Source organism: Pacificoceanicola niger, from assembly GCF_048553275.1.
In the GTDB taxonomy this organism is placed as follows: Bacteria; Pseudomonadota; Alphaproteobacteria; order Rhodobacterales; family Rhodobacteraceae; genus Pacificoceanicola.
Genome location: NZ_JBLZMW010000001.1, coordinates 255,626 through 276,056, shown reverse-complemented (window position 1 = coordinate 276,056; position 20,431 = coordinate 255,626). Strand labels below are relative to the sequence as shown.

At 64.3% G+C, this 20,431-nt stretch carries 20 protein-coding genes; 8 read left to right on the top strand and 12 right to left on the bottom strand.

Annotated features, from left to right (window positions below; genetic code table 11):
- The first annotated feature begins 48 nt into the window (after positions 1-48).
- The 6 genes from ACN2XU_RS01340 to ACN2XU_RS01315 all read left to right on the top strand — a co-directional run bounded on the left by ACN2XU_RS01340 (position 49) and on the right by ACN2XU_RS01315 (position 5,790).
- On the top strand, positions 49-1,203 hold the full coding sequence (locus ACN2XU_RS01340) for an LLM class flavin-dependent oxidoreductase (RefSeq protein WP_419408582.1): 1,155 nt from the start codon (positions 49-51) through the stop codon (positions 1,201-1,203).
- A gap of 41 nt (positions 1,204-1,244) precedes the next feature.
- Positions 1,245-2,132, top strand: coding sequence for an aldo/keto reductase (locus tag ACN2XU_RS01335; protein ID WP_419408581.1), 888 nt, complete (start codon positions 1,245-1,247; stop codon positions 2,130-2,132).
- Positions 2,133-2,201: 69 nt separating this feature from the next.
- Entirely contained in the window at positions 2,202-2,708 is a 507-nt protein-coding gene (locus tag ACN2XU_RS01330; protein WP_419408580.1) for a flavin reductase family protein, read from the top strand.
- A 58-nt stretch (positions 2,709-2,766) separates the two neighbouring features.
- A complete protein-coding gene (locus ACN2XU_RS01325; RefSeq protein ID WP_419408579.1) occupies positions 2,767-3,351 on the top strand; it encodes a TRAP transporter small permease in 585 nt (194 codons plus the stop codon).
- Between the two features lies 1 nt (position 3,352).
- Entirely contained in the window at positions 3,353-4,642 is a 1,290-nt protein-coding gene (locus ACN2XU_RS01320) for a TRAP transporter large permease (protein ID WP_419408578.1), read from the top strand.
- An 89-nt stretch (positions 4,643-4,731) separates the two neighbouring features.
- The gene (locus ACN2XU_RS01315; RefSeq protein WP_419408577.1) at positions 4,732-5,790 is read left to right on the top strand and encodes a TRAP transporter substrate-binding protein; all 1,059 of its coding nucleotides are present in this window, start codon (positions 4,732-4,734) and stop codon (positions 5,788-5,790) included.
- Between the two features lie 69 nt (positions 5,791-5,859).
- Here ACN2XU_RS01315 and ACN2XU_RS01310 read toward each other — a convergent pair whose 3' ends face one another.
- Positions 5,860-6,093 (bottom strand): hypothetical protein, encoded by a 234-nt coding sequence (locus ACN2XU_RS01310; RefSeq protein ID WP_419408576.1) that lies wholly within the window; start codon positions 6,091-6,093, stop codon positions 5,860-5,862.
- A 56-nt stretch (positions 6,094-6,149) separates the two neighbouring features.
- Positions 6,150-6,488, bottom strand: coding sequence for an alpha/beta hydrolase (locus ACN2XU_RS01305; RefSeq protein ID WP_419408575.1), 339 nt, complete (start codon positions 6,486-6,488; stop codon positions 6,150-6,152).
- Positions 6,489-6,726: 238 nt separating this feature from the next.
- Here ACN2XU_RS01305 and ACN2XU_RS01300 point away from each other — a divergent pair, with 238 nt between their 5' ends.
- Positions 6,727-6,996 carry a hypothetical protein gene (locus tag ACN2XU_RS01300; protein WP_419408574.1) on the top strand — a complete coding sequence of 90 codons (270 nt, stop codon included), beginning with the start codon at positions 6,727-6,729 and terminating at the stop codon, positions 6,994-6,996.
- On the opposite strand, the gene ACN2XU_RS01295 is transcribed toward ACN2XU_RS01300, so the two are convergent.
- Complete coding sequence (locus ACN2XU_RS01295) at positions 6,990-7,478, bottom strand: tetratricopeptide repeat protein (protein ID WP_419408573.1); 489 nt, start codon at positions 7,476-7,478, stop codon at positions 6,990-6,992. The two genes, ACN2XU_RS01300 and ACN2XU_RS01295, sit on opposite strands and share 7 nt — an antisense overlap.
- Positions 7,479-7,481: 3 nt before the next feature.
- Between ACN2XU_RS01295 and ACN2XU_RS01290 the strand changes: the two genes are divergently transcribed.
- A complete protein-coding gene (locus tag ACN2XU_RS01290; protein WP_419408572.1) occupies positions 7,482-8,774 on the top strand; it encodes a cytochrome-c peroxidase in 1,293 nt (430 codons plus the stop codon).
- A 22-nt stretch (positions 8,775-8,796) separates the two neighbouring features.
- Here the strand turns inward: ACN2XU_RS01290 and ACN2XU_RS01285 are convergent, their stop codons facing one another.
- The 9 genes from ACN2XU_RS01285 to ACN2XU_RS01245 all read right to left on the bottom strand — a co-directional run bounded on the left by ACN2XU_RS01285 (position 8,797) and on the right by ACN2XU_RS01245 (position 20,343).
- Positions 8,797-9,258 (bottom strand): NUDIX hydrolase, encoded by a 462-nt coding sequence (locus ACN2XU_RS01285; RefSeq protein WP_419408571.1) that lies wholly within the window; start codon positions 9,256-9,258, stop codon positions 8,797-8,799.
- 227 nt (positions 9,259-9,485) lie between these two features.
- Complete coding sequence (locus tag ACN2XU_RS01280; protein ID WP_419408570.1) at positions 9,486-10,964, bottom strand: NAD-dependent succinate-semialdehyde dehydrogenase; 1,479 nt, start codon at positions 10,962-10,964, stop codon at positions 9,486-9,488.
- Positions 10,965-10,966: 2 nt separating this feature from the next.
- A complete protein-coding gene (locus ACN2XU_RS01275) occupies positions 10,967-12,013 on the bottom strand; it encodes a tartrate dehydrogenase (protein WP_419408569.1) in 1,047 nt (348 codons plus the stop codon).
- Between the two features lie 30 nt (positions 12,014-12,043).
- Entirely contained in the window at positions 12,044-13,507 is a 1,464-nt protein-coding gene (locus ACN2XU_RS01270; protein ID WP_419408568.1) for an aldehyde dehydrogenase family protein, read from the bottom strand.
- Between the two features lie 128 nt (positions 13,508-13,635).
- The gene (locus ACN2XU_RS01265; protein WP_419408567.1) at positions 13,636-14,997 is read right to left on the bottom strand and encodes an FAD/NAD(P)-dependent oxidoreductase; all 1,362 of its coding nucleotides are present in this window, start codon (positions 14,995-14,997) and stop codon (positions 13,636-13,638) included.
- Positions 14,994-15,308, bottom strand: coding sequence for a (2Fe-2S)-binding protein (locus ACN2XU_RS01260; RefSeq protein ID WP_419408566.1), 315 nt, complete (start codon positions 15,306-15,308; stop codon positions 14,994-14,996). Before ACN2XU_RS01260 ends, ACN2XU_RS01265 begins: the two co-directional genes overlap by 4 nt.
- On the bottom strand, positions 15,305-17,290 hold the full coding sequence (locus tag ACN2XU_RS01255; protein ID WP_419408565.1) for a hydantoinase B/oxoprolinase family protein: 1,986 nt from the start codon (positions 17,288-17,290) through the stop codon (positions 15,305-15,307). Before ACN2XU_RS01255 ends, ACN2XU_RS01260 begins: the two co-directional genes overlap by 4 nt.
- Before the next feature lie 4 nt (positions 17,291-17,294).
- Positions 17,295-19,349, bottom strand: coding sequence for a hydantoinase/oxoprolinase family protein (locus ACN2XU_RS01250; RefSeq protein ID WP_419408564.1), 2,055 nt, complete (start codon positions 19,347-19,349; stop codon positions 17,295-17,297).
- A 97-nt stretch (positions 19,350-19,446) separates the two neighbouring features.
- On the bottom strand, positions 19,447-20,343 hold the full coding sequence (locus tag ACN2XU_RS01245) for a LysR family transcriptional regulator (RefSeq protein WP_419408563.1): 897 nt from the start codon (positions 20,341-20,343) through the stop codon (positions 19,447-19,449).
- Positions 20,344-20,431 lie beyond the last annotated feature (88 nt).

Genomic DNA, 20,431 nt, shown 5'->3' with positions numbered 1-20,431 from the left:
CATCAAATCAGGTGCTACGCAAGAGAAAATGCATCGAAGGGGCATGTTATGACCGTGGTTCCCATCACCTCTCCCGATCTCGACGCCGCCGAGGTTTCGTGGTTCGCGGCCCTGTGCTCGGACGACTATGAATTCCTTGGGGTGCCGGAGGGGCGGCTGCGCTCGTCTTTCGCGCATTGCTCGAACATCGTGAAAGAGGCGGAGGCGCAGGGATTTCGCAATATTCTCTGTCCGTCTTCGTATCAGGTCGGGCAGGACACGCTGAGCTTTGTCGCGGGCTGCGCCCCGATCACCGAAAAGATCAACATGCTGGCCGCGGTGCGCTGTGGCGAGATGCAGCCGATCATGCTGGCCCGGACGATTGCGACGCTCGACCATATGCTGGAAGGGCGGCTGACGGTGAACATCATCTCGTCCGATTTCCCCGGAGAGAAGGCCGAGAGCGAATACCGCTACCAGCGCTCGCGCGAGGTGGTGGAAATCCTCAAGCAGGCCTGGACCCAAGGCGAGATCAACCATCACGGCCAGGTCTACAACTTTGACGGGCTGACCACCGATCCGGTGGTGCCCTATCAGACCGGCGGGCCGCTGCTGTATTTCGGCGGCTACTCTCCGGCCGCGCTGGAGCTTTGCGGGCAGCATTGCGACGTCTACCTGATGTGGCCGGAGACCACGGACATGCTGGCGCAGCGGATGACGGCGGTGAACGCCGTGGCCGAGCGTTACGGCCGGACGCTGGACTACGGGCTGCGGGTGCATGTGATCGTGCGCGACACCGAGGCCGAGGCGCGCGAATGGGCCGAGCACATCGTCAGCAAGCTGGACGATGAACAGGGCAAGAGCATCCGCGAACGGGCGCTGGACGCCGGATCGCTCGGCGTGTCGCATCAGGCGAAAAACCGCGAACTGGCCGATATGGAGGGCTTTATCGAGCCGAACCTGTGGACCGGCGTGGGGCGGGCGCGCTCGGGCTGTGGCGCGGCGCTGGTCGGCTCCACCGATCAGGTGCTGTCCAAGCTTGAGGCCTATCAGAAGATGGGCATTCGCGCCTTTATCCTCTCCGGCTATCCGCATATCGACGAATGCAAACACTTCGGCAGCCGCGTTTTGCCGCAGATGAAGACATGCTCGCTGCCCGAGGCCTATGGCAGGGTGCCGACACAAACCCCGATGACGCCACTCGGCGCCGGGGAAAGACGATAACGCGCTCCCGTAGCGACACGACAGCGCAAGAAGGAATGGACATGCAGCGTATCCGCCTGAACGACACCCTTGAGATGAGCCGCCTTGTTTATGGCATGTGGCGCATCGGCGATGATGAAAACACCTCCCCCGAGCATGTGCGCGCCAAGATCGACGCCTGTCTGGATCAGGGCATCACGACGATGGATCAGGCCGACATCTATGGCGGCTATGAGGCCGAGGAGATCCTTGGAAACGCGCTGACCCCTGCCCTGCGGGACAAGATCGAGATCGTGACCAAGTGCGATATCGTTGCCCCGGCGGGCCGGTACGCGGACCGCCGCGTGAAGTATTACGACACCTCCCGCGCGCACATCGACGCCTCTGTCGAACATTCCTTGCGCCTGATGAAGACGGACCGGATCGACCTGCTTCTGATCCACCGCCCCGATCCGATGATGGACCATCATGAGACCGGCGCGGCGCTGGACGCTCTGGTCCAGAGCGGCAAGGTGCGCGCCGTTGGCGTCTCCAACTTCCGGCCCCATGACTGGGAGTTGCTGCAATCGGCGATGAAGACCCGGCTGGCGACGAACCAGATCGAAGTCAGCCTGCTGCACCCTGCGCCCTTCACAAACGGGGATGTGGCCTTCCACCAGAAAAATGCGCAGCCGATCATGGCGTGGTCCCCGCTCGGAGGCGGCGCGCTCTTTGAGGATCGCCATGCTGGCCTGCGCACCAAGCTTTCGCAGATCGGCGCGGAATTCGGCGTCGACGAAGCCGCCGTCGCCGTGGCCTGGCTCTTGGCACACCCCGCTCGCATTCTACCTGTCCTCGGCACCAATACCCTCGACAGGATTGCACGCATTGGCGATGCTGAAAGGGTGAACATGGACCGGGAGACGTGGTTTGATCTTTATACAGAAGCCCTTGGCCATGAAGTGCCGTAAGCAGAGCGGCCCCGGACGCACCGGGTTTGCGCCCGGTTGCGCGCATGCGCCCCTGCCACTGGGGGGGCTATGAACGCTTTGACCAAATCCTTCGACCCCACCGATGTCGACAGCCGCACCTTTCGCGAGGCGCTGGGGCGCTTTGGCACGGGCGTGACCGTGGTGACCTGCGAAACCGGCAGCGGCCCGCTTGGCATCACCGCCAACAGCTTTTCGAGCCTCTCGCTGGACCCGCCTTTGGTGATGTGGGCGCCGGCGAAGAACTCGTCGCGCTATCCGTTCTTCGTGGCGATGGAGCGCTTTGCGATTCACGTGATCGCGCGGGACCATGCGGATCCCTGCTGGGCCTTCGCCCGCGACGGCGCGGCCTTTGACGATTTCGACTGGGAACGCAGCGAACACGGTGTGCCGCTGCTCAACACTTGTTTGTCACGCTTTGAATGCGTGACCCATGCGGTCCACGATGGAGGCGATCATTCGATCGTCGTGGGGCGGGTGGAGCGCGTGACGACGCGGCCGGGAGAGCCGCTCCTGTTCGTCGGCGGAGACTACGGAGGCTTTGATAAAACGTCATAATGCGCCCCTATAGACGCGGGGAAACGCGTTCCGGGGCTCCAATGGGAGGGGAAGGCCTATGGCCGTATTGCTGGCGCTGTTGCGTCCGCTGGAATGGGTGAACGACCTTGCGCTCAAGGTTGGACGCGCCATTGCCACCGCCGCCATCGCGCTGATGGTGGTCTGCATCCTGGTGCAGGTGTTTTTCCGGTATGTGCTGAACAATGCCCTGCCGTGGCCGGAGGAGGCCGCGCGGTTTCTCATGCTCTGGATGACCGGGTTGATCGCGCCCAGCGCCTACCGGCGCGGCGGATTTGTCGCCATCGACATGCTGCTGATGATGCTGCCCCGCACCATGGGTGCGGTGGTCAGCCTTGCCCTGCTGCTGCTCTCGACGCTCGTGCTGGTTATGGGGTTGCAGCTTGGGATGAAGCATATCAACTCCGGCTGGATGTTTGCCTCCTCGACGCTCTACCTGCCTTTGGAGCTGATCGGGCAGAAGGGCTACAAGATCAAGCTGGCGTGGATGTACATGAGCCTCTACGTCGGGCTCTGGTTGCTGCTGATGGTCAATGTCGAATTGGTGCTGCGGGCGCTGATCGGGATGTTTGGCGGCGATGACCGGCTGCGCCCGCTGATCGAAGAAACGCTGGTGGTGGAATAAGATGCTGGTCTGGTTCCTCCCCCTCTTCCTGCTGTTCCTGATGATCGGACTGCCGGTGTTCTTCGGAATGCTGGCGGCGCCCGGCCTGCTGCTCTGGCTCAACGGTCAGGAGCGCGACCTGTCACTGCTTTATCGAAATGTTTACAACGGCATGGACAGCTTTCCGTTGATGGCGATCCCGTTCTTCATGCTGGCCGGAGAGTTGATGAACCGCGGCGGCATCACCTCGCGCCTCGTTGAATTTTCACAGGCGCTCATGGGCCATCTGCGCGGCGGGCTGGCGCATGTGAACATCCTGTCCTCGATGCTGTTTGCCGGGCTGTCCGGCTCTGCGGTGGCGGACACCTCGGCGCTTGGCTCCATGCTGATCCCGGCGATGGAGAAGGAAGGCTATACCCGCCGCTTCGCCGCCGCGATCACGGCGGCATCGAGCGTCATTGGCCCGATCATCCCGCCCTCCGGCATCATGATCATCTACGCCTATGTCATGGGAGAAAGCGTCGCGGCGCTGTTCCTCGCGGGAATCGTGCCGGGCATCCTCGTCGGTCTCGGCCTCATGGGGGCGGTCAAGCTGATGGCGGATCGCTACAATTTCCCCGCCTCGCGAGCCAAGGCGACATGGGGGGAGCGCGGGCAGGCCTCGCTCAAGGCGTTCTTTCCCCTGCTGACGCCGGTCATCATCCTCGGCGGGATTCTCGGCGGCGTGTTTACCCCGACCGAAGCCGCCGCCATCGCCGTCGCCTATGCCATCGTGATCGGCATGTTCGTTCTGCGCACGCTGCGGCTCGGGGATTTGCCCGATGTCCTGATGCGGGCGGCGATGACCAGCGCCACTGTGCTGCTGCTGGTCGGGGCGGCGATGGCGTTCAAGACGGTGGTATCGCTCTCCCACGCGCCCGAAGCGCTTGCCGCGTTCATCCTGTCGCTGTCGGAAAACCCGCTGATCCTGCTGTTCCTGATCAACCTGCTGCTGTTCATCGTCGGAATGTTCCTCGACGCGGGGCCGGCGATCATCATCCTCGGGCCGATCCTGGCGCCGATCTTCACCGACCTCGGGATCGACCCGATCCATTTCGCCATCATCATGAGCGTCAACCTGACCGTCGGTCTCGCGACGCCGCCCATGGGGCTGGTGCTGTTTGTCGCCTCCTCGGTGTCGGGAGAGAAGGTCGAGACCATCGCCAAGGCGATCCTGCCGTTCCTTCTGGTCGAAGTGCTGGTGATTTTTCTCATTACCTTCGTGCCGGAGATATCCATGACCATCCCCCGCCTGACGGGGTTTGCCGACTAGACCGGGGTGCGGGGCACAGCCCCGCCCTACGATCCGTTTCACCGGGGCCCGGCCCCACCGACCAGAAAAGCAACAGGGAGAAGAGAACAATGCTCAGAGGTCTGACCAAAGCCGCCATGACGGCGGCACTGCTGGCAGGGAGCGCGATGAGCGTCGCCGCGCAGGACATCACCATCCGCGCCACAGCGAATTCCAACGAAAACGATGAGGATTACGACGGGCTGGTGGTCTTCAAGGACTATGTCGAGAAGGCCTCGAACGGCGCCATCGCCGTCGAGCTGTTCATCGGCACGCAGCTGTGCTCGGGCGGGGCGGAATGCCTGCAGGGCGTCGCGGATGGCTCCATCGACGTCTTCGTGACGACCTCCGGCGGCGCGGCGGGGATCTTCCCCTATGTGCAGGTGCTGGACCTGCCTTACCTGATGAGCGACGACCGGGTCGCTGAGGCCGTGCTGACCGGCGATTTCACCCGCACAATGCGCGACATGGCCCTCGCCGACAGCGGCGATACCATCCGCATCATGACCATCGGCAACACCGGCGGCTGGCGCAACTTTGCCAACACGCAGCGCCGGGTGCAGATGCCCTCCGACCTGGAAGGGCTGAAGATCCGCACCGTGGTCGCGGACCTGCCGCAGGAGCTGGTCAAGGCGCTTGGCGCCTCGCCGACGCCGATCAGCTGGCCGGAGCTGTTCACCTCGTTCCAGACCGGTGTGGTTGAAGGCTCGAAGAACGGCATCACCGACATCATGAACATGAAGTTCCCCGAAGCCGGGCTTAAGTATGTGACGCTGGACGGGCACGCCTACATGGGCGCGATCTGGGTGATGAACAACGAAAAGTTCCTCGGCATGCCGGAAGACATGCGCCGCGTCGTGGTGGACGGGTTTGCCGCGCTCCAGCAGGCGACCTTTGCCTCGCCCAAGCGCAAGTCGATCCAGGCCTATGAGGATTTCGCTGCGGCAGGCGGGGATCTTTATGTGCCGACCCCGGAAGAGAAAGAAGCCTTCCGCGAAGCCGCCTCCCCGGTTTACGATTGGTTCAAGGAAAACGTCACCGGCGGCGAGAAGATCTTCAACGCCCTGACCGAGGCCGTCGCAGAAGCCGAGGCGGATCTGGCCAAGGGATATGAGTCCGACCTGAACTAAGCTGTTTCAGTGTATTCAGGGGCCGCTGGAGCGATCCGGCGGCCCCTTTTTTGTCTTTCGCGTCCCCAGTCAGAGCTGATCGTTTTCCTTGAGGAACGCGATTATTCTCTGGGCAATCGTGCGGTGCGCCGCAATCCGTGCCTCCGCTGACGCCCCGCAAAGCGCCGGATCTCCGCCGTCTTCGCTCAGAATGGTCGGCCCGGCCTCGGTGCAGACCCCGAAAGCATCAAAGCCGGGGCCCGCTCCGCCCAGTTCGACCAGGAGCGTGGGACTGTCTGCGCTCTGCCGATCGAACGCGGCCAAATACTCCGGCGCCAGCGCCACGGCGGCGGCGAGGCGGGGATCGCGGAAAGCCTGTGTCAGGCGATCCAGATCGGTTGTTTCGTGATCAATGCCCTGCGCCGCGTACCAGCCGCAATCCGGCCGGGGTCGATGCGGCCTGCCCAGTCGGCGCTGCCCAGAAGGCTGTCGAGTGTGCGGCTGATGTCGGTCGGGCCTTGCCAGATTTCCGCGGTCGCCTGCGATGCGTCCCGGGGCCGGGGCGCGTTGACTTCGACCACGAGCCCTCCGGCTTCGGCCAGAGCGGCGTCGAGCCATGCCCCGGAATCCACTGCCGATCGCAGGCCGCCGTGAGACGGGACAATCAATGGCAGCGGCTGCGCTGGGGGCGGGGCATTGCGCACCGCAGGCGTAGCCATGAAGACAGCATGCCGCCAATCTCCCCGGTGGCCGCCTCATCTGACGGATACCACAGCGACAGGGCCAGCGGGCGGTCCGGCATGGATGTATCATCCAGTCAGATGTAGCCGGAGTCGGCATGGCAGGGCGCGGTCGTCAGTGCCAGGACACAGGCAAAAGCGAGGCCAGATTTCGTTGCAGTCTCCAAAGGTTGCACTCCGTACAGACACGACATCCCGCGAGCAATACAACCGCCCCATGACACTCCGGCGCAATCTGTGGAACCGCTCCGGAGAAATCGTTTTCCGCAGCGCCCTGCGGCTTGGGGCCAAGGGCAAGGCCGTCGGAAAATTCCTGCCCTGCATCGCCCCGAAGGCGCGCAAGGCCACGCCCCCGCGCGGCCTTTGCCCACAAGAAACCGCACCGAAACCCGCGCGGTTCAGATGGAAATACAGCAAGAACCGTAGATTACCCGGCCCGATTGCTGCACTCTTTGCCGGGCGGCCCGAACCGGCTCCCGCTCACTGAAACGGATACATCCAGACCTCATAGTCATCGACAAGCTCATGCGCCTTTTCAATCTCTGCCTTGCTCATCTTCTTGATCACCTCCGCGACCGACAGCGCCGCGTCAGGGTCGCCGCCGATGGTGCTCAGCCTGTACCACAGGTAGGCCCGCACCAGATCCGGCGCGGGCATGCCGAGACCAAGCTCATAGTACCAGCCCACTCCCGACTGCGCCCCGGCGTGACCCTTCATGGCGCTGCGCAGATACCAGTCGAAAGCGCGGATGTGGTCCTGTTCCACCCCGAGGCCGAGCGCGTACATCACGCCGATCAGTTCTTCGGCATCGGCGTTTCCGGACATGGCGTAGGGCATGAGCGCGGCGCGCGCTTCCTTGAAGTGCCCCGCCTCCATCAGATCGCGCGCGGCCTGCATCCCCGCGAACACGGGCACAGGGAGGCAAAGCGCGGCGACAAGGGCAAGGGCGGCAAGCGGATTGCGGGGCATGCTTTGGGCTTCCTTCTGCTGATGGCGAGCGCAGTGCCCCTGCGGGCCGACCCCATCAACGCCGAGGATTTCCTGCCTTTCGATGCGGCGCAAGCCCGTCTGGGCGAATTGCTGTTCCATGACAAGATTCTGTCAGGCAATCGCAACATAAGCTGCGCGACCTGCCACCACCCCAAACACGGCAGCACCGACGGCCTCAGCCTTGGGATCGGCGAAGGCGGCGTCGGACTGGGGCCGGAGCGGACCCCCGGCACGTCCGAGACCGCCGTAAAGAAGCGCATTCCGCGCAACGCCCCGGCGCTTTGGAATCTCGGGCATCGCGATGTGCGGGTGCTGTTCCACGACGGGCGCGTGCAGGCCACGGATTACGAAGACTGGGAGTTCGACACGCCCGCCCGGGAGTATCTGCCAAAGGGGCTGAATTCGATTCTCGCGGCACAGGCGCTGTTTCCCATGACCTCGGATGCGGAAATGGCCGGACAACCGGGTGAGAACGAGATCAGCGGCGCGGTGCGTCCGCTGGTGCACGAGGCCTGGCCGATCATCGCCAAACGGGTGCGGAGCATTCCCGAATATGGCGCGCTTTTCGTGGCGGCCTTCGAGCAGGTGAACGCCCCTGAAGATGTCACAATCGTCGAGATCGCCAATGCGCTGGCGGCCTTCATCGGGACGGCGTTCCAGAGCTATGACAGCCCGTATGACGCCTGGCTGCGCGATGGCGCGCCCCTGCCCCCGGCGGCAGAGGCCGGGCGGGTTTTGTTCTTTGGCAGGGCCAATTGCGTGTCCTGCCACAACGGTCCGCTGTTCAGCGATCAGGATTTCCACGCGGCGGGGCTGCCCCAGTTCGGCCCCGGACGGACCCGGGCGCATGATCTGCAGCCGCGCGACACCGGGCGGATGAACAAGACCGACCTGCTCGAAGACGCCTACCGCTTCCGCACGCCGTCGCTGCGCAATGTCGCCCTGACCGCGCCATATGGGCACAATGGCGCTTATCCGACGCTGCGGACGATGATCCGGCATATGGCGGATGCGCAGGCGATGCGCGCCGCCTGGCGACCGGAGATGGCCGCGCTGCCGGCGGTGCCATGGCTGGACGAATACGACTTCGTACTTGCGGATGACCGGCTGGAGCTGGCGCGGCAGGACGCGCGGATCGACGTGCCCGTGGTGCCGCTCAGCGAGGCGGAGATCGACGCGCTGGAGGCCTTTTTGCACGCACTGACCGGTGCGCGGGCCCAAACCCGGCCGCCCGGGGTGCCGGGCCGGGTGCCCAGTGGCCTGCCCGTGGACTGAGCCGTGCGAGGATCCGGGGCGCTCAGCGGGCGTTTTTCAACAACGCTTTGAGAATCGGGTCTTTCTTGGGCTTGCGCTCAAGACCGATCAACAATTCGGCGAGCGCCTCTTCATGGACACGGGCGGCGGCGCTTTCGGGCGTGAACCAGTGGCGCTTGCGCTGGTGGCGCTCCTTCCAGTCGCGCTTGAGCTTTTCCACGATCATCGGATAGACCCGCACGGTGCACCAGACAGACTCGTCCTTGGTCAGGCGCTTTTTGTAGCCATAGGTGCCGATGATATCTTTCGAGATATACCCCTTGGCTCCGGCCTCTTCCAGGGCCTCGATTTCAGCGGCCCGCCAGGGCTTCTTGCCGTCCATTTCCCAGCCTTTGGGCATGACCCAGCGGCCGGTATCGCGCGAGGTGACCATCAGCACTTTCAGCTCACCAGCCGTATTCCAGCGCAGAGGCAGGGCAGCAATCTGTTCCGCCGTTTCTGGCACGGTTCACTCCTGCTCAACCCGGTTTCCCGCCTCCACACGTCGGGTATATGCGCCAGTGTTGCAAGAGATAATGCCCGCAGTCAAAGAAAAGCACACCGGCTCCGACCGGAGGCCCTCGGCGGCATGCGCGCCGAGGCCGATCCTGCACAGGGGCGGGAGGCGGTCAAACCGCGCAGCGGATCATGGCCCGGCCCCGGCTTCAAAGCCGGATCACGGGCCAATCCTGCTCAGGCATCCAGACCGCCAAAGTGAAACGCCTTGGTTTCGAGATACTCGTCTATCCCTTCCTGTGCGCCTTCACGGCCCAGACCCGAGGTCTTCACGCCCCCGAACGGCGCCTCCGCATGGCTGACAGCGCCCGTGTTCAACCCCACAAGACCCGCTTCCAATCCTTCGCCAAAGCGGAACGCGCGAGCCATGTCGGTTGTGAAGAAATACGCCGCCAGACCAAACGGCGTGCCGTTTGCAAGCTCCAGCGCCTCCGCTTCTGTCTCGAATTTGAAGATCGGGGCGACGGGGCCAAAGGTTTCCTCCGTCGCCAGGCGCATGTCGGGCGTGGCGCCGATCAGTACCACGGGATCGGCGTACTGTGCGCCAAGGTCACGGGCCGTTGTCGCGCGGCTGGCGCCTTTGGACAGAGCGTCGTCAACATGGGCGTTGATCTTCGCAATCGCCGCGTCGTTGATCATCGGGCCGATCATTGTGTCCTCTGCCGTGCCCGGACCGACGTTCAGCGCGTCGACACGGGCCGCCAGCGCGCGGACAAAGGCATCGTGTATGCCCGATTGCACCAGAATGCGGTTGGCACAAACGCAGGTTTGCCCGCCATTTCGGAACTTTGACAGCATCGCGCCTTCGACCGCCACATGCAGATCTGCGTCGTCGAAGACGATGAGCGGCGCATTGCCGCCAAGCTCAAGCGACATCTTCTTCAGCGTCGGGGCGCATTGTTCCGCCAGCAGCGCGCCCACACGGGTCGAGCCGGTGAAAGACAGCTTGCGCACCACGCTGGACGCGGTCAGCGTCGCACCGATCACCTCGGGACGGCCCGTCAGGATGTTCAGCACACCGGCGGGAATGCCCGCACGTTCGGCCAACACAGCCAGCGCCAGCGCGGAGTACGGCGTGAAATCCGACGGTTTGACAACCATCGTGCAGCCCGCCGCCAGTCCCGGCGCAACCTTGCGGGTGATCATCGCAATGGGAAAATTCCACGGGGTAATGATGGCACAAACGCCCACCGGTTCCTTCATGGCGAAGATCTTCTTGCCCGCAACCGGTGACGGGATGATATGGCCGTTGATCCGCCGCGCCTCTTCCGCGAACCAGCGTACAAAGGATGCGCCATACATGACCTCGCCCTTGGCCTCTGCCAGTGGCTTGCCCTGCTCTGCGGTCAGGATTTGCGCCAGATCATCGGCGTGATCCAGCATCAGCTGATACCAGCGCATCAGCATATCGGCCCGGTCGGCGTGGGTGCGTGCACGCCAGCCCTTCATCGCCTCTTCGGCGGCGGCAATGGCCGCTGTGGTCTCATCCGCCGTACAGTCCGGCATATGGCCCATCACGCCCCCCGTTGCCGGGTTGGTCACGGGCATATCGGCGCGGACAATCCAGCCGCCGTTGATCAAGGCCGCCTCTCGGAACAGATCGGAATCAGCGAGGATGCTGCGCAGGTCGGGGATCATTGTGTCGTGAACAGTCATGGTCAGCTCTCCAACGCAGCGCAGATGGCCGCTGTGATTTCGTCGGTTGTGTTCTGGCCCTGTCGTGTGCCGATGCCCTTGCCGGTCGCGGCCTCGATCGCGTCCAGCACGGCGGCGGCGGCGTCTGCTTCGCCCAGATGCTCCAGCATCTGCGCAGCGGACCAGATGGCGGCAATCGGGTTGGCAATATTCTTGCCTGCAATGTCAGGGGCCGATCCATGGACCGGTTCGAACATTGATGGGCCGGACCGGTCGGGGCAGATATTGGCCGACGCGGCAAAACCAAGCCCCCCCTGAATGGCGGCGCCCAGATCGGTCAGGATGTCACCGAACAGGTTTGACGCCACCACCACGTCCAGTTCCTGGGGGTTCATCACCATCTTGGCGGCCATCGCGTCGATGTGCATGTGGCTGACGGTCACGTCGGGGTATTCGGCGGCCAAGGCGCGCGTGACCTCGTCCCAGAACACCATCGAGTATTTCTGCGCGTTCGATTTGGTCACCGAGGTCAGGTGTTTGCGCCGGGCCTGCGCCTGCTCGAACCCAAAGCGCAAGATGCGTTCGACGCCGACACGGGTAAAGACGGAGGTTTCAACGGCGACCTCGTTGGCTTTGCCCTGATGCACGCGGCCGCCCGCACCGGAATATTCGCCTTCGGTGTTTTCGCGGATGCAAAGAATGTCGAATGCTGACGCCTTCAACGGCCCTTCGACCCCGGCCAGCAGACGGTGGGGGCGAATGTTGGCGTATTGATCAAACGCCTTGCGGATCGGCAGCAACAGCCCGTGCAGCGACACCGAATCCGGCACGGTATCAGGCCAGCCGACCGCCCCAAGATAGATCGCGTCAAAGCCGCGCAGGGTTTCGATCCCGTCCGCAGGCATCATCGCGCCGGTCTTCAGGTAATAATCGCAGGACCACGGAAAAGTCTGCGTTGCCAGCGCAAAGCCAAAGCGGCGGGCCGCCACGCCCAGCACGGCCATCGCCGCATCGGTCACGTCAACGCCAATGCCGTCTCCGGGGATCAGCGCGAGTTTGTAGGATGTCATGTCAGTCTCCTTGGTGATGCGTGAACGCGCTTACAGGTCGATCAGCACCGATTTCTTGCGCCGGTTGGCGTGATAGGCTTCGCGCCCGAGATCGTGGCCCAACCCGCTGGATTTCCAGCCGGTCGTGGGCAGGATGTGATTGCGCGAGCGGCCATAGCGATTGACCCAGACGGTGCCCGCCGCAAGCCTGCGTGTCAGCCGCATGGCACGGCTGAGGTCCCGGGTGAAAAGGCCCGCGCACAGGCCATAGGTTTCGTGGCTGGCCAGTGCCATGGCCTCGCCTTCCGAATGGAAAGTCTGGAAGGTCGCCACCGGGCCAAAGATCTCCTCCCGCACCGCTGCGTTGGCGGCATCGACCCCCGTGATCAGGGTTGGCTGGTAATAGCTGCCTTCGTGGTCGAACCGCGCGCCACCACACAGCACGTCCGCGCCCTGCCCCGCGGAGGCCTGCACGATGCTGTCGATGCGGCCCAGCTGAGTTTGGGAAATGATCGGGGAAAATCCGGGCTCGGACGCAAAGGTGTTGGCGGGGCGATATCGCGCAAAACGCTCGGTCAGCCTGGAGGCCAGTTCGTCGGCCACCTCATGCGCCACGATCATCCGCGATCCGGACACGCAGGCCTGGCCCGCGTTGGACATGATCCCACGGTCGAGACACTCCGCCGCCAGATCCAGATCGGCATCGGCAAAAACCACCATCGGGCTCTTGCCGCCCAGTTCCAGCGTCATCGGCTTGATGCCGGTGCGTGCGATGTTCTCCATGATGGCACCGCCCGCGCGGGTCGATCCCGTAAAGGACACCTTGTCGATACCCGGATGGCCGGTGATGGCGGCCCCCGTGGTCGGCCCGTCGCCCAGCACCACGTTGACAATACCCGCCGGAATGCCCGCGCGAACCGCCAGTTCGGCCATGAACAGGGTCGAATAGGGAGTCATCTCGGAGGGTTTCAAGACCACGGCGTTGCCTGCGGCCAACGCTGGCCCCAGTTTCCAACCCGCCATCGAAATCGGGAAATTCCACGGGGTAATCGCGCCGATCACGCCATAGGGTTCATCCGCGATATAGCCGAAATGCCCATCCGAAACGGGCGCCAGCGCCCCGCCGTCCTTGTCCGCGAATTCCGCGAAGAACCGGATTTGCTCTGCCGTCACCACGATGTCACCGGTCACTGCCTGCGCAAATGGGCGCGACGAACAGACCGCTTCGAAGGCCGCCAGCGTTTCGGCTTCGGCCTCCATGAGATCGGCCCAGGCGCACAAGGCGCGGGTCCGGTCGCGGGGCTCCATCCCGCCCCAGTTTGACGTGGCCAGGGCCCGGCGCGCGGTGCTCACCGCGTGATCAACCACATCCGCATCCGCGCAGGGGATTGCGCCGATGGTCGCGCCTGTGGATGGCGACAAGACACGGATCGATGCAGGTCCGGCGATATACGCGCCTCCGATGAAATGTGCGGCAGGCAGGGTCAGACCGCTTGGGTCATAGGCAAAGGACATCGGGCACCTCGTATTGCAGGAATTGCGGACACAATCGCCTGTCGTCTGGACAAGGAGGTGCCGAATGTTCCGCCTGCCCGGCATCTTCCGCCATCAAACCGGGCATCGCAGCAGATTATTTTGCGGCGTCAGTCTGCGCCCCTGTCGAGATAGGCCGCGACGGGCGCGGGGCGCACGGGAGGTTGCCCACGCAGACGCCCGATCTGCGCCACCGGCACGCCCGAGCTCGCCGCCAGAACCTCCGCCCCGGCAAGCTGGCAATAGCGCCCCTGACAGCGTCCCATTCCAACGCGAGACAGCGATTTGGCGCGGTTCGCCTCCGGACCTGACAGCGGCACCGCCGCCTTCAGATCGCCCACGCTGACCCCTTCGCAGCGGCACAGGACGGTATCGGCGGGCAGCGCCCGCACCATCTGCGCAGGCCATGGAAAGGCGCGCTGCATGGCCTCGGCAAAGCGCTGCATCCTGCGCCGCTCTTTGAGAAGGCGGCGGGTGTCGGAGCTTGGCAGACCGAGGTCGTCCAGACAGGCGCTCGCGGCCAGTTTGCCGCCAAGTTCCGCACCATCCGCGCCCAATATCTGCAACCCGTCGCCCGCGAGATAGACGCCATCACCGGCACGGCCAAAGGCATCCGTTTGCGGTAGCCATTGTTGAAATCCGGAGTCCCAAGCCATTGATACACCGGCAAGATCGGACAAATGCGTCTCTGCCCGCAGATGCCAGCCCAGCCCCACCATATCGCACGGGCTGCTGCGCTCGCGTCCCCTGGCATCCTGCCAGAGGACCGCAGTCGGCCCGGTGCCATCCGACACGATCTTCGTCAGCTTGACCCCTGCGTGATAGAGCCGCCCCAGCCGCACGCGCAGGGCCGCACCGCGCAGTGTCACCAACGGGCGCGCCAACGCCATACCAACGCCCCCCGATACCTGCGTGGAGATCGGTGCGGTATCCAGCACTGCGGAAATCTGCGCTCCGGCCTTGAGCAACTGAAACGCGACCAGCGTCAGCAGCGGGCCGGACCCCGCCAGAACAATCCGCCGCCCCAGCGCCACGCCTTGCGATTTCAGCGCAATCTGCGTGGCCCCCAGGGAATAGACGCCCGCGCTTTGCCAGCCCGGGACCGGGGCCAGCCTGTCGGTTGCTCCCGTCGCAAGGATCAGCCTGTCATAGGCAACCGGCTGCACGCCGTCCGGCCCCAGCACCTGCGCCGCCTGTCCAGCAAGCGCGATGACGGAACTGCGGGCGTGATGGGTCAGATGGCCCGCATCCAGCATGGCGTCGAAGCGGCGGTGCAACGCAACGGCCTTTTCCGCCTCGGACCCGTAAAGCGTCCGTGGGGACCGTGTGAACCCCGCGGGCGGACGGCGGTAGATCTGACCACCCGCGCGGGCGCCCTCATCGACGACAACGGGGTGCAAACCGGCTGCCACCAACCGCTCCGCCGCGCGAATGCCTGCAGGACCCGCTCCGACGATCAACACCCGCGTCATGGCGCATCCCCTGTTGCAGGCCAACTTGCGTGAGGGGTCGAGCGCAGCCGCATCCCGGCCTTCAATTCGGTCGAACACGCCCGCAGGCGCGGGCCATCGTCCTGCCATATCCAACAGTCCTGACAGGCCCCCATCAGGCAGAAACCGGCCCGTTCTTCGGGGCCGAATTCCGCATGTCGCAGGGCGGGCCGCGACATCAGGATTGCGGTCAGCACCGTGTCCCCCTGCAGCCCTTCCAGCACAGCGTCGTCGAATGTAAACGACACCGTCGCGCGCGATGCCTCGGCCAACCGGACAAGCCGTCCTGTCATTCGGCGGCCTCCTGTCGCGGGGCGTCGTGCGGCAATGCGGGGAACCGCTCGCACACCTCTGCAAAGGCAGCAGCGACCCCGTCCGGCCCCGCGCGTCCCGTCATCCGGCGAAAAATCTCGGTCTTGGTGAAGAAGCGCCAGTGGATCGGCAGGTCGGCCAGAATCTGCGTGAGCAGATCGTATGCGGCATCGGTCCATTGCGCCTCGTAGCCTTCGCGTTCGGGGCCGAAGTGGAAGTGCCCGATGTGGGGCGTCATGGTGGCGCGCAAGGCCGTGGTGGCCGCTTCGTCGACCACACCATCGGTGATCACCACGCCATAGTCGCGGCGCGCCGCTTGGACCGAGACATAGCCGCCCACCACATCCCGCGCGACCCGCGCCGTGGGACGCAGCAACGGATCACCCCGTCCGCCGCCTCCGGCAGAGCGGATTTCAAGCACATCGCCCGGCTCCAGAATCGCGGTGTCGACGTTGCCCAGCGGCCGCGCCTGCGGTGTGCCGGGGTTGATCATCATGTCGGACAATCCCGCCGCATGGCCGCCCAACACCCCCCAGGGGCGAAAGAAGGAGCGGTCGCGATTGCGTGCGGTGATGCGTGTGTCGGGGGCAAAAACCCTGAACGCCATTTCCGTCGCCAACCCCCCGCGCCAATACCCTGCCCCGCCGCTGTCCTGGGCCAGACCGTATTTGACGAACTCGACCGGCACCTCGGTCTCGGTGATCTCGATGGGGGTGTTCTTGAGGTAGGCAGCATCCGCGCCCGACCCGTTCGATCCATCGCGGTGCGGCATCCCGCCGCCGCCGCCGACCACCGGATTGACCGCCGCAATCACCGTCTTTTGCGTGCGCTCGTCGCGTGTCATGACATTGACGATACAGTTGTTTCCGGCGGGCGCAGCGGGCATCCGGTCAGGAATGGCCTGACTGAACGCACCAAAGATCACCGAGCGCAGCCGCGCACAGGTGAGCGAGCGCATGCCCACCGCCGCGGGTTCCACAGGATTCAGCACCGTGCCTTCGGGCGCAATGCAGGTGAAAGGCCGCGTCATCCCTGAGTTCAACAATAGACGCGGGTTGAGCGTGTAGAGCACATAGTAAACCCCCACCAACAGGATGGTGTGGCGCGGATTCCCACCCGAAGGCACGTTCAGCGACGACGCCAGTTGCGGATCGGACCCGGTAAAATCCAGCACGGCGCTGTCGCCGGTGATGCGCAGCGTCAGCTTCAGGCGGCAAGGGTTTGCCTCGTCGCTGTCTTCGTCGGCATAATCGGCAAAGACGTATTCGCCATCCGGAATGGCCGACAATATGTCTCGCGCTTGCGCTTCGGATTGATCCATCAGGGCGCTGACACCCTGCAGGAATCCGCTCTTGCCAAAGCGCGCAATCATCGCCTGCACCTTGCGTTCGCCAGTGGCGAGCGCACCGGCCAGGGCCTTGATGTCACCGATGTTCAGCGCAGGCTTGCGCACGTTGGTTTCCATGATGCGCAGGATCTGCTGATCGAACACACCTTCGTTCACCAGTTTCATCGGGGGGAACCGGATGCCCTCCTGGTGAATTTCGGTCAGCGAGCGCGACAGCGATGCTGGCACAGCGCCGCCCATATCGGTGTTGTGGATGTGCCCGCCCGCGAAGGCCACGATATCGTCCCCGGCAAAGATTGGACGCCACAGGTGCGTATCGGGTGTGTGGGTCGCGACATTGCCGGAATAGGGATCATTCGTGAACGCCACATCGCCCGGGCGATAATCGTCGACCATGTCGATCGCCGACCGGTGGCTTAGACCGGGATACCACGTGGCACCCAAGTCCATCGGAACGGAAAACGTGTCACCGATCCTGTCCATCAGGAGAACGGTAAAATCCTGCGTCTCTTTCACGAAGGCGGAATGCGCGGTGCGGTGCAGGGTATGCGCCATGTTTTCGGCAGCGGCGCGGGCGTGGTTCGCCAGAACCTGAAGGGTCATTTGGTCAGACATGATGTCACTCCGCGAGGCTAAGATGAATGTTCAGATGGGCATCGACATGCGCCTGTGCGCCCCGTGGCACGGCAAAGGTCGTGTCCTCCTGGGCGACGATCGCGGGCCCTTCGAACACTGCGCCCCCGCCCAGCCGGGCGCGGTCATAGATCGGCACGTCGCGCCAGCCGTCGACCCAGACCGGCACGTGACGGTCGGCCTTGGCCTGCGCCTCTGCGGCCCGGGTTACGGGAAATTCCGGCTTTGGCCCGCCGCCCAGTGCAGAAAGGCGCAGATTGACCAGCTCGATCCTTCCTTCGGGGTCTTCGAAATCGTAAATGCGTTTGTGCGTCTCGTGAAACGCCGCCGCGATGGCCTGCGTCCCATCCAGCCAGTCGGGGGACAGGGCCACCTCGATTTCAAAGCTTTGACCCGCATACCGCATGTCTGCCGACAGCCGCAGATCGGGTGTGCCGTCAAACCCCTGGACCGAGAGCCACGCGCGGCCCTCCTCGGCCAATGCCTCGAACTCCGACCTCAACTGTGGCAGGGCGGCCTCGTCCAAGGGCGCATAGACCGTGCGGATGAAATCGCCGCGCAGGTCGGCAACAAGCCCGCCCAGCGCCGACACCACGCCGGGACGGCGCGGCGCGATCACGCGGGCCATGCCCAGCTCTTGCGCAAGAAACGCGCCCAGCATAGGCCCCCCGCCGCCAAACGGCATCAAGGCGAAGTCACGCAGATCGACGCCCGCGCGCGACGACAGTTTTTCAACCTCGACGAACATTTCCGAAACCGCGATGTCGATGATGGCCTGCGCCGTTTCCTCGATGCCGCGGCCCAGTTGGTCGGCGATCGTGGCGACCGCCTGCTGCGCCAATGCCACATCCATCGTCAACTGGCCGTAGGCCATGTCCGAATGCCCCAGCCATCCGCAAACGGCCAGCGCATCGGTCACTGTCGGACGGATCCCGCCCCGCGCATAGCACGCAGGCCCCGGGTTCGATCCGGCGGATTCAGGGCCGACACGCAGCACACCCTGCCCATCCAGCGTCGCGATCGACCCGCCACCGATGCCGATAGAGCTGACCGAGACCGACGGAATATGCAGCGGGAATTCACCGACCTGCTCATCGGTGCCATACTGCACCTCGCCGTCGACGATCAGCGCGAAGTCCGCCGAGGTGCCGCCGATATCAAGCGTCAGCACCCGCGCCTCGCCCGCCTGCCGCGCCAGCCAGGAGGCACCGATGACCCCCGATGCCGTGCCCGACAGCAGCATGGAAACGCAATCGCGCCGCCCTTGGCCCGCGCTCATCAACCCACCGTTGGACCGCGTCAGCAACGCCTTGGCCGGAACGCCCTGCGCATCAAGGCGGTCTTCCAGCGCGGTCAGGTAGCCCGCAACACGGGGGTGCACGTAACCGTTCAAAATCGCGGTCGATGTGCGTTCGTATTCGCGGATTACCGGCCACACTTCGGAGGAGGTGAACACAAACATGTCCGGCGTGGCGGCTTCGATCATCGCCTTCACCGCTGCTTCCTGAGCCGCGTCGCGCCAGCTGTGCAAGAGGGCGACGATCACGCCGTCGACGCCTGCGGCTTTGGCCTCACGCGCGGCCTCTGCGATCGCGGCTGCATCCGGGGCCAGCGATTGCGATCCGTCGGCGCGCATCCGCACCGGTACGCCAAACACCATGTCGCGGGAAACCAGCGGGTCCGGCCGGTGGCAGAACAGCGAGTACATATCCGGCATGCGCAGCCGCGCCAGTTCGATCACGTCTTCGAAGCCGGCGTTGGTGACCAAGGCCAGCTTGGCGCCCTTGCGCTGGATGATCGTGTTGATCCCGACCGTGGTGCCGTGAACAAACCGGGTGACCGCTGCCGGGTCGAGCCCTTCGCGCTCGGCCAAGAGGCGCATACCGTCCAGCAGCTCCGCGCCCGGATCATCCGGCGTTGTCAGCACCTTGAGCGATGCAACACGGCCCGAAACCGTATCGAGCGCGCAAAAATCCATGAACGTGCCGCCAATGTCGACGCCGATCTTCCAATCAGCTTTGGGGTGGGTTCCGCCATCCATCATAACGTCCTTTCGAGGTGCGATGCGTTCATGCGCAACCCATCAGAAACAGCGCCACGGGTCCAAGACCCATGCAGGGGCGGTCCATAAGCCGGACTTATGGGATCGAGGGCAACCGTTCGGCACACAGCGTCCGGATCTCGTCGCGCATGCCTTCTTCGGCGCGCGACAGCGTCTTGTCCGCCAGCGTCAACAAGGACAGCGGCAGATCAGGACCGCCTTCAAGCGGGCGCGTCGTGACCCCTTCGAACTGGCGCCACGGCAGCAGATCATCAACCACCGCCACACCCAATCCGGCCTGCACAAAGCCCACGGCGGAAATGGACACCTCTATTTCAAGCTGTGCGGAAAACACCCGGCCCTGCCGGCGGGCTGCGTTGTCCAGCTCCTCGCGGGGTCGGGTCGGCGCACGGTAGGAAATCACGGTCTCGTCCTGGAGATCGGCAAACGAGACGCTGTCTTGAGACACGAGCGCATGTGCTTTCGGCAGCAGGCAGCAAAAGGTTGTCAGGCCCAGGCGTTCGACTGCAATGTCGGGTGTCATCTGGTCATCCATCGCCATCGCCATCGCGGCATCCCCAGCCCGCAACAGCGCAACCAGCGACCCGATGGGGGCCACGTGCGAGCGCAGCAATACATCCGGATGGCGGGTGCGGTAGCGCGACAGGATATCGGGCAGCAATGACATCGCAGGCGGCACCGACGCCGCGACCCTCACCAGCCCGGCCTGCCCCAGCCGCAGGTCCTGCGTCTTGCGACGCAACCCTTCAAGGCCCGCGAACAGCCGCTCGGCTTCGGCGTGGATCTCCAGAGCCTCGGCCGTGGGGCGCAGCCTTCCCTTCTCCCGGTCAAACAGCTTGAAGCCCAGCTCGTCCTCGCAATGCATCAGGATCTGGCTGAGTGCAGGCTGCGATATGTTCAGCAACTGGGCCGCGCCCGTCACCGTGCCCACCCGCATCACGGCGGTAAAGACTTCAAGCTGTCGTGCGCGCATGACGAATCCATAAGTTTGACTTATGCTGCATACCATATCCGATCTTTGACGCGATGCGATCCGTACGCTTTGCTATTCGATACGTCGG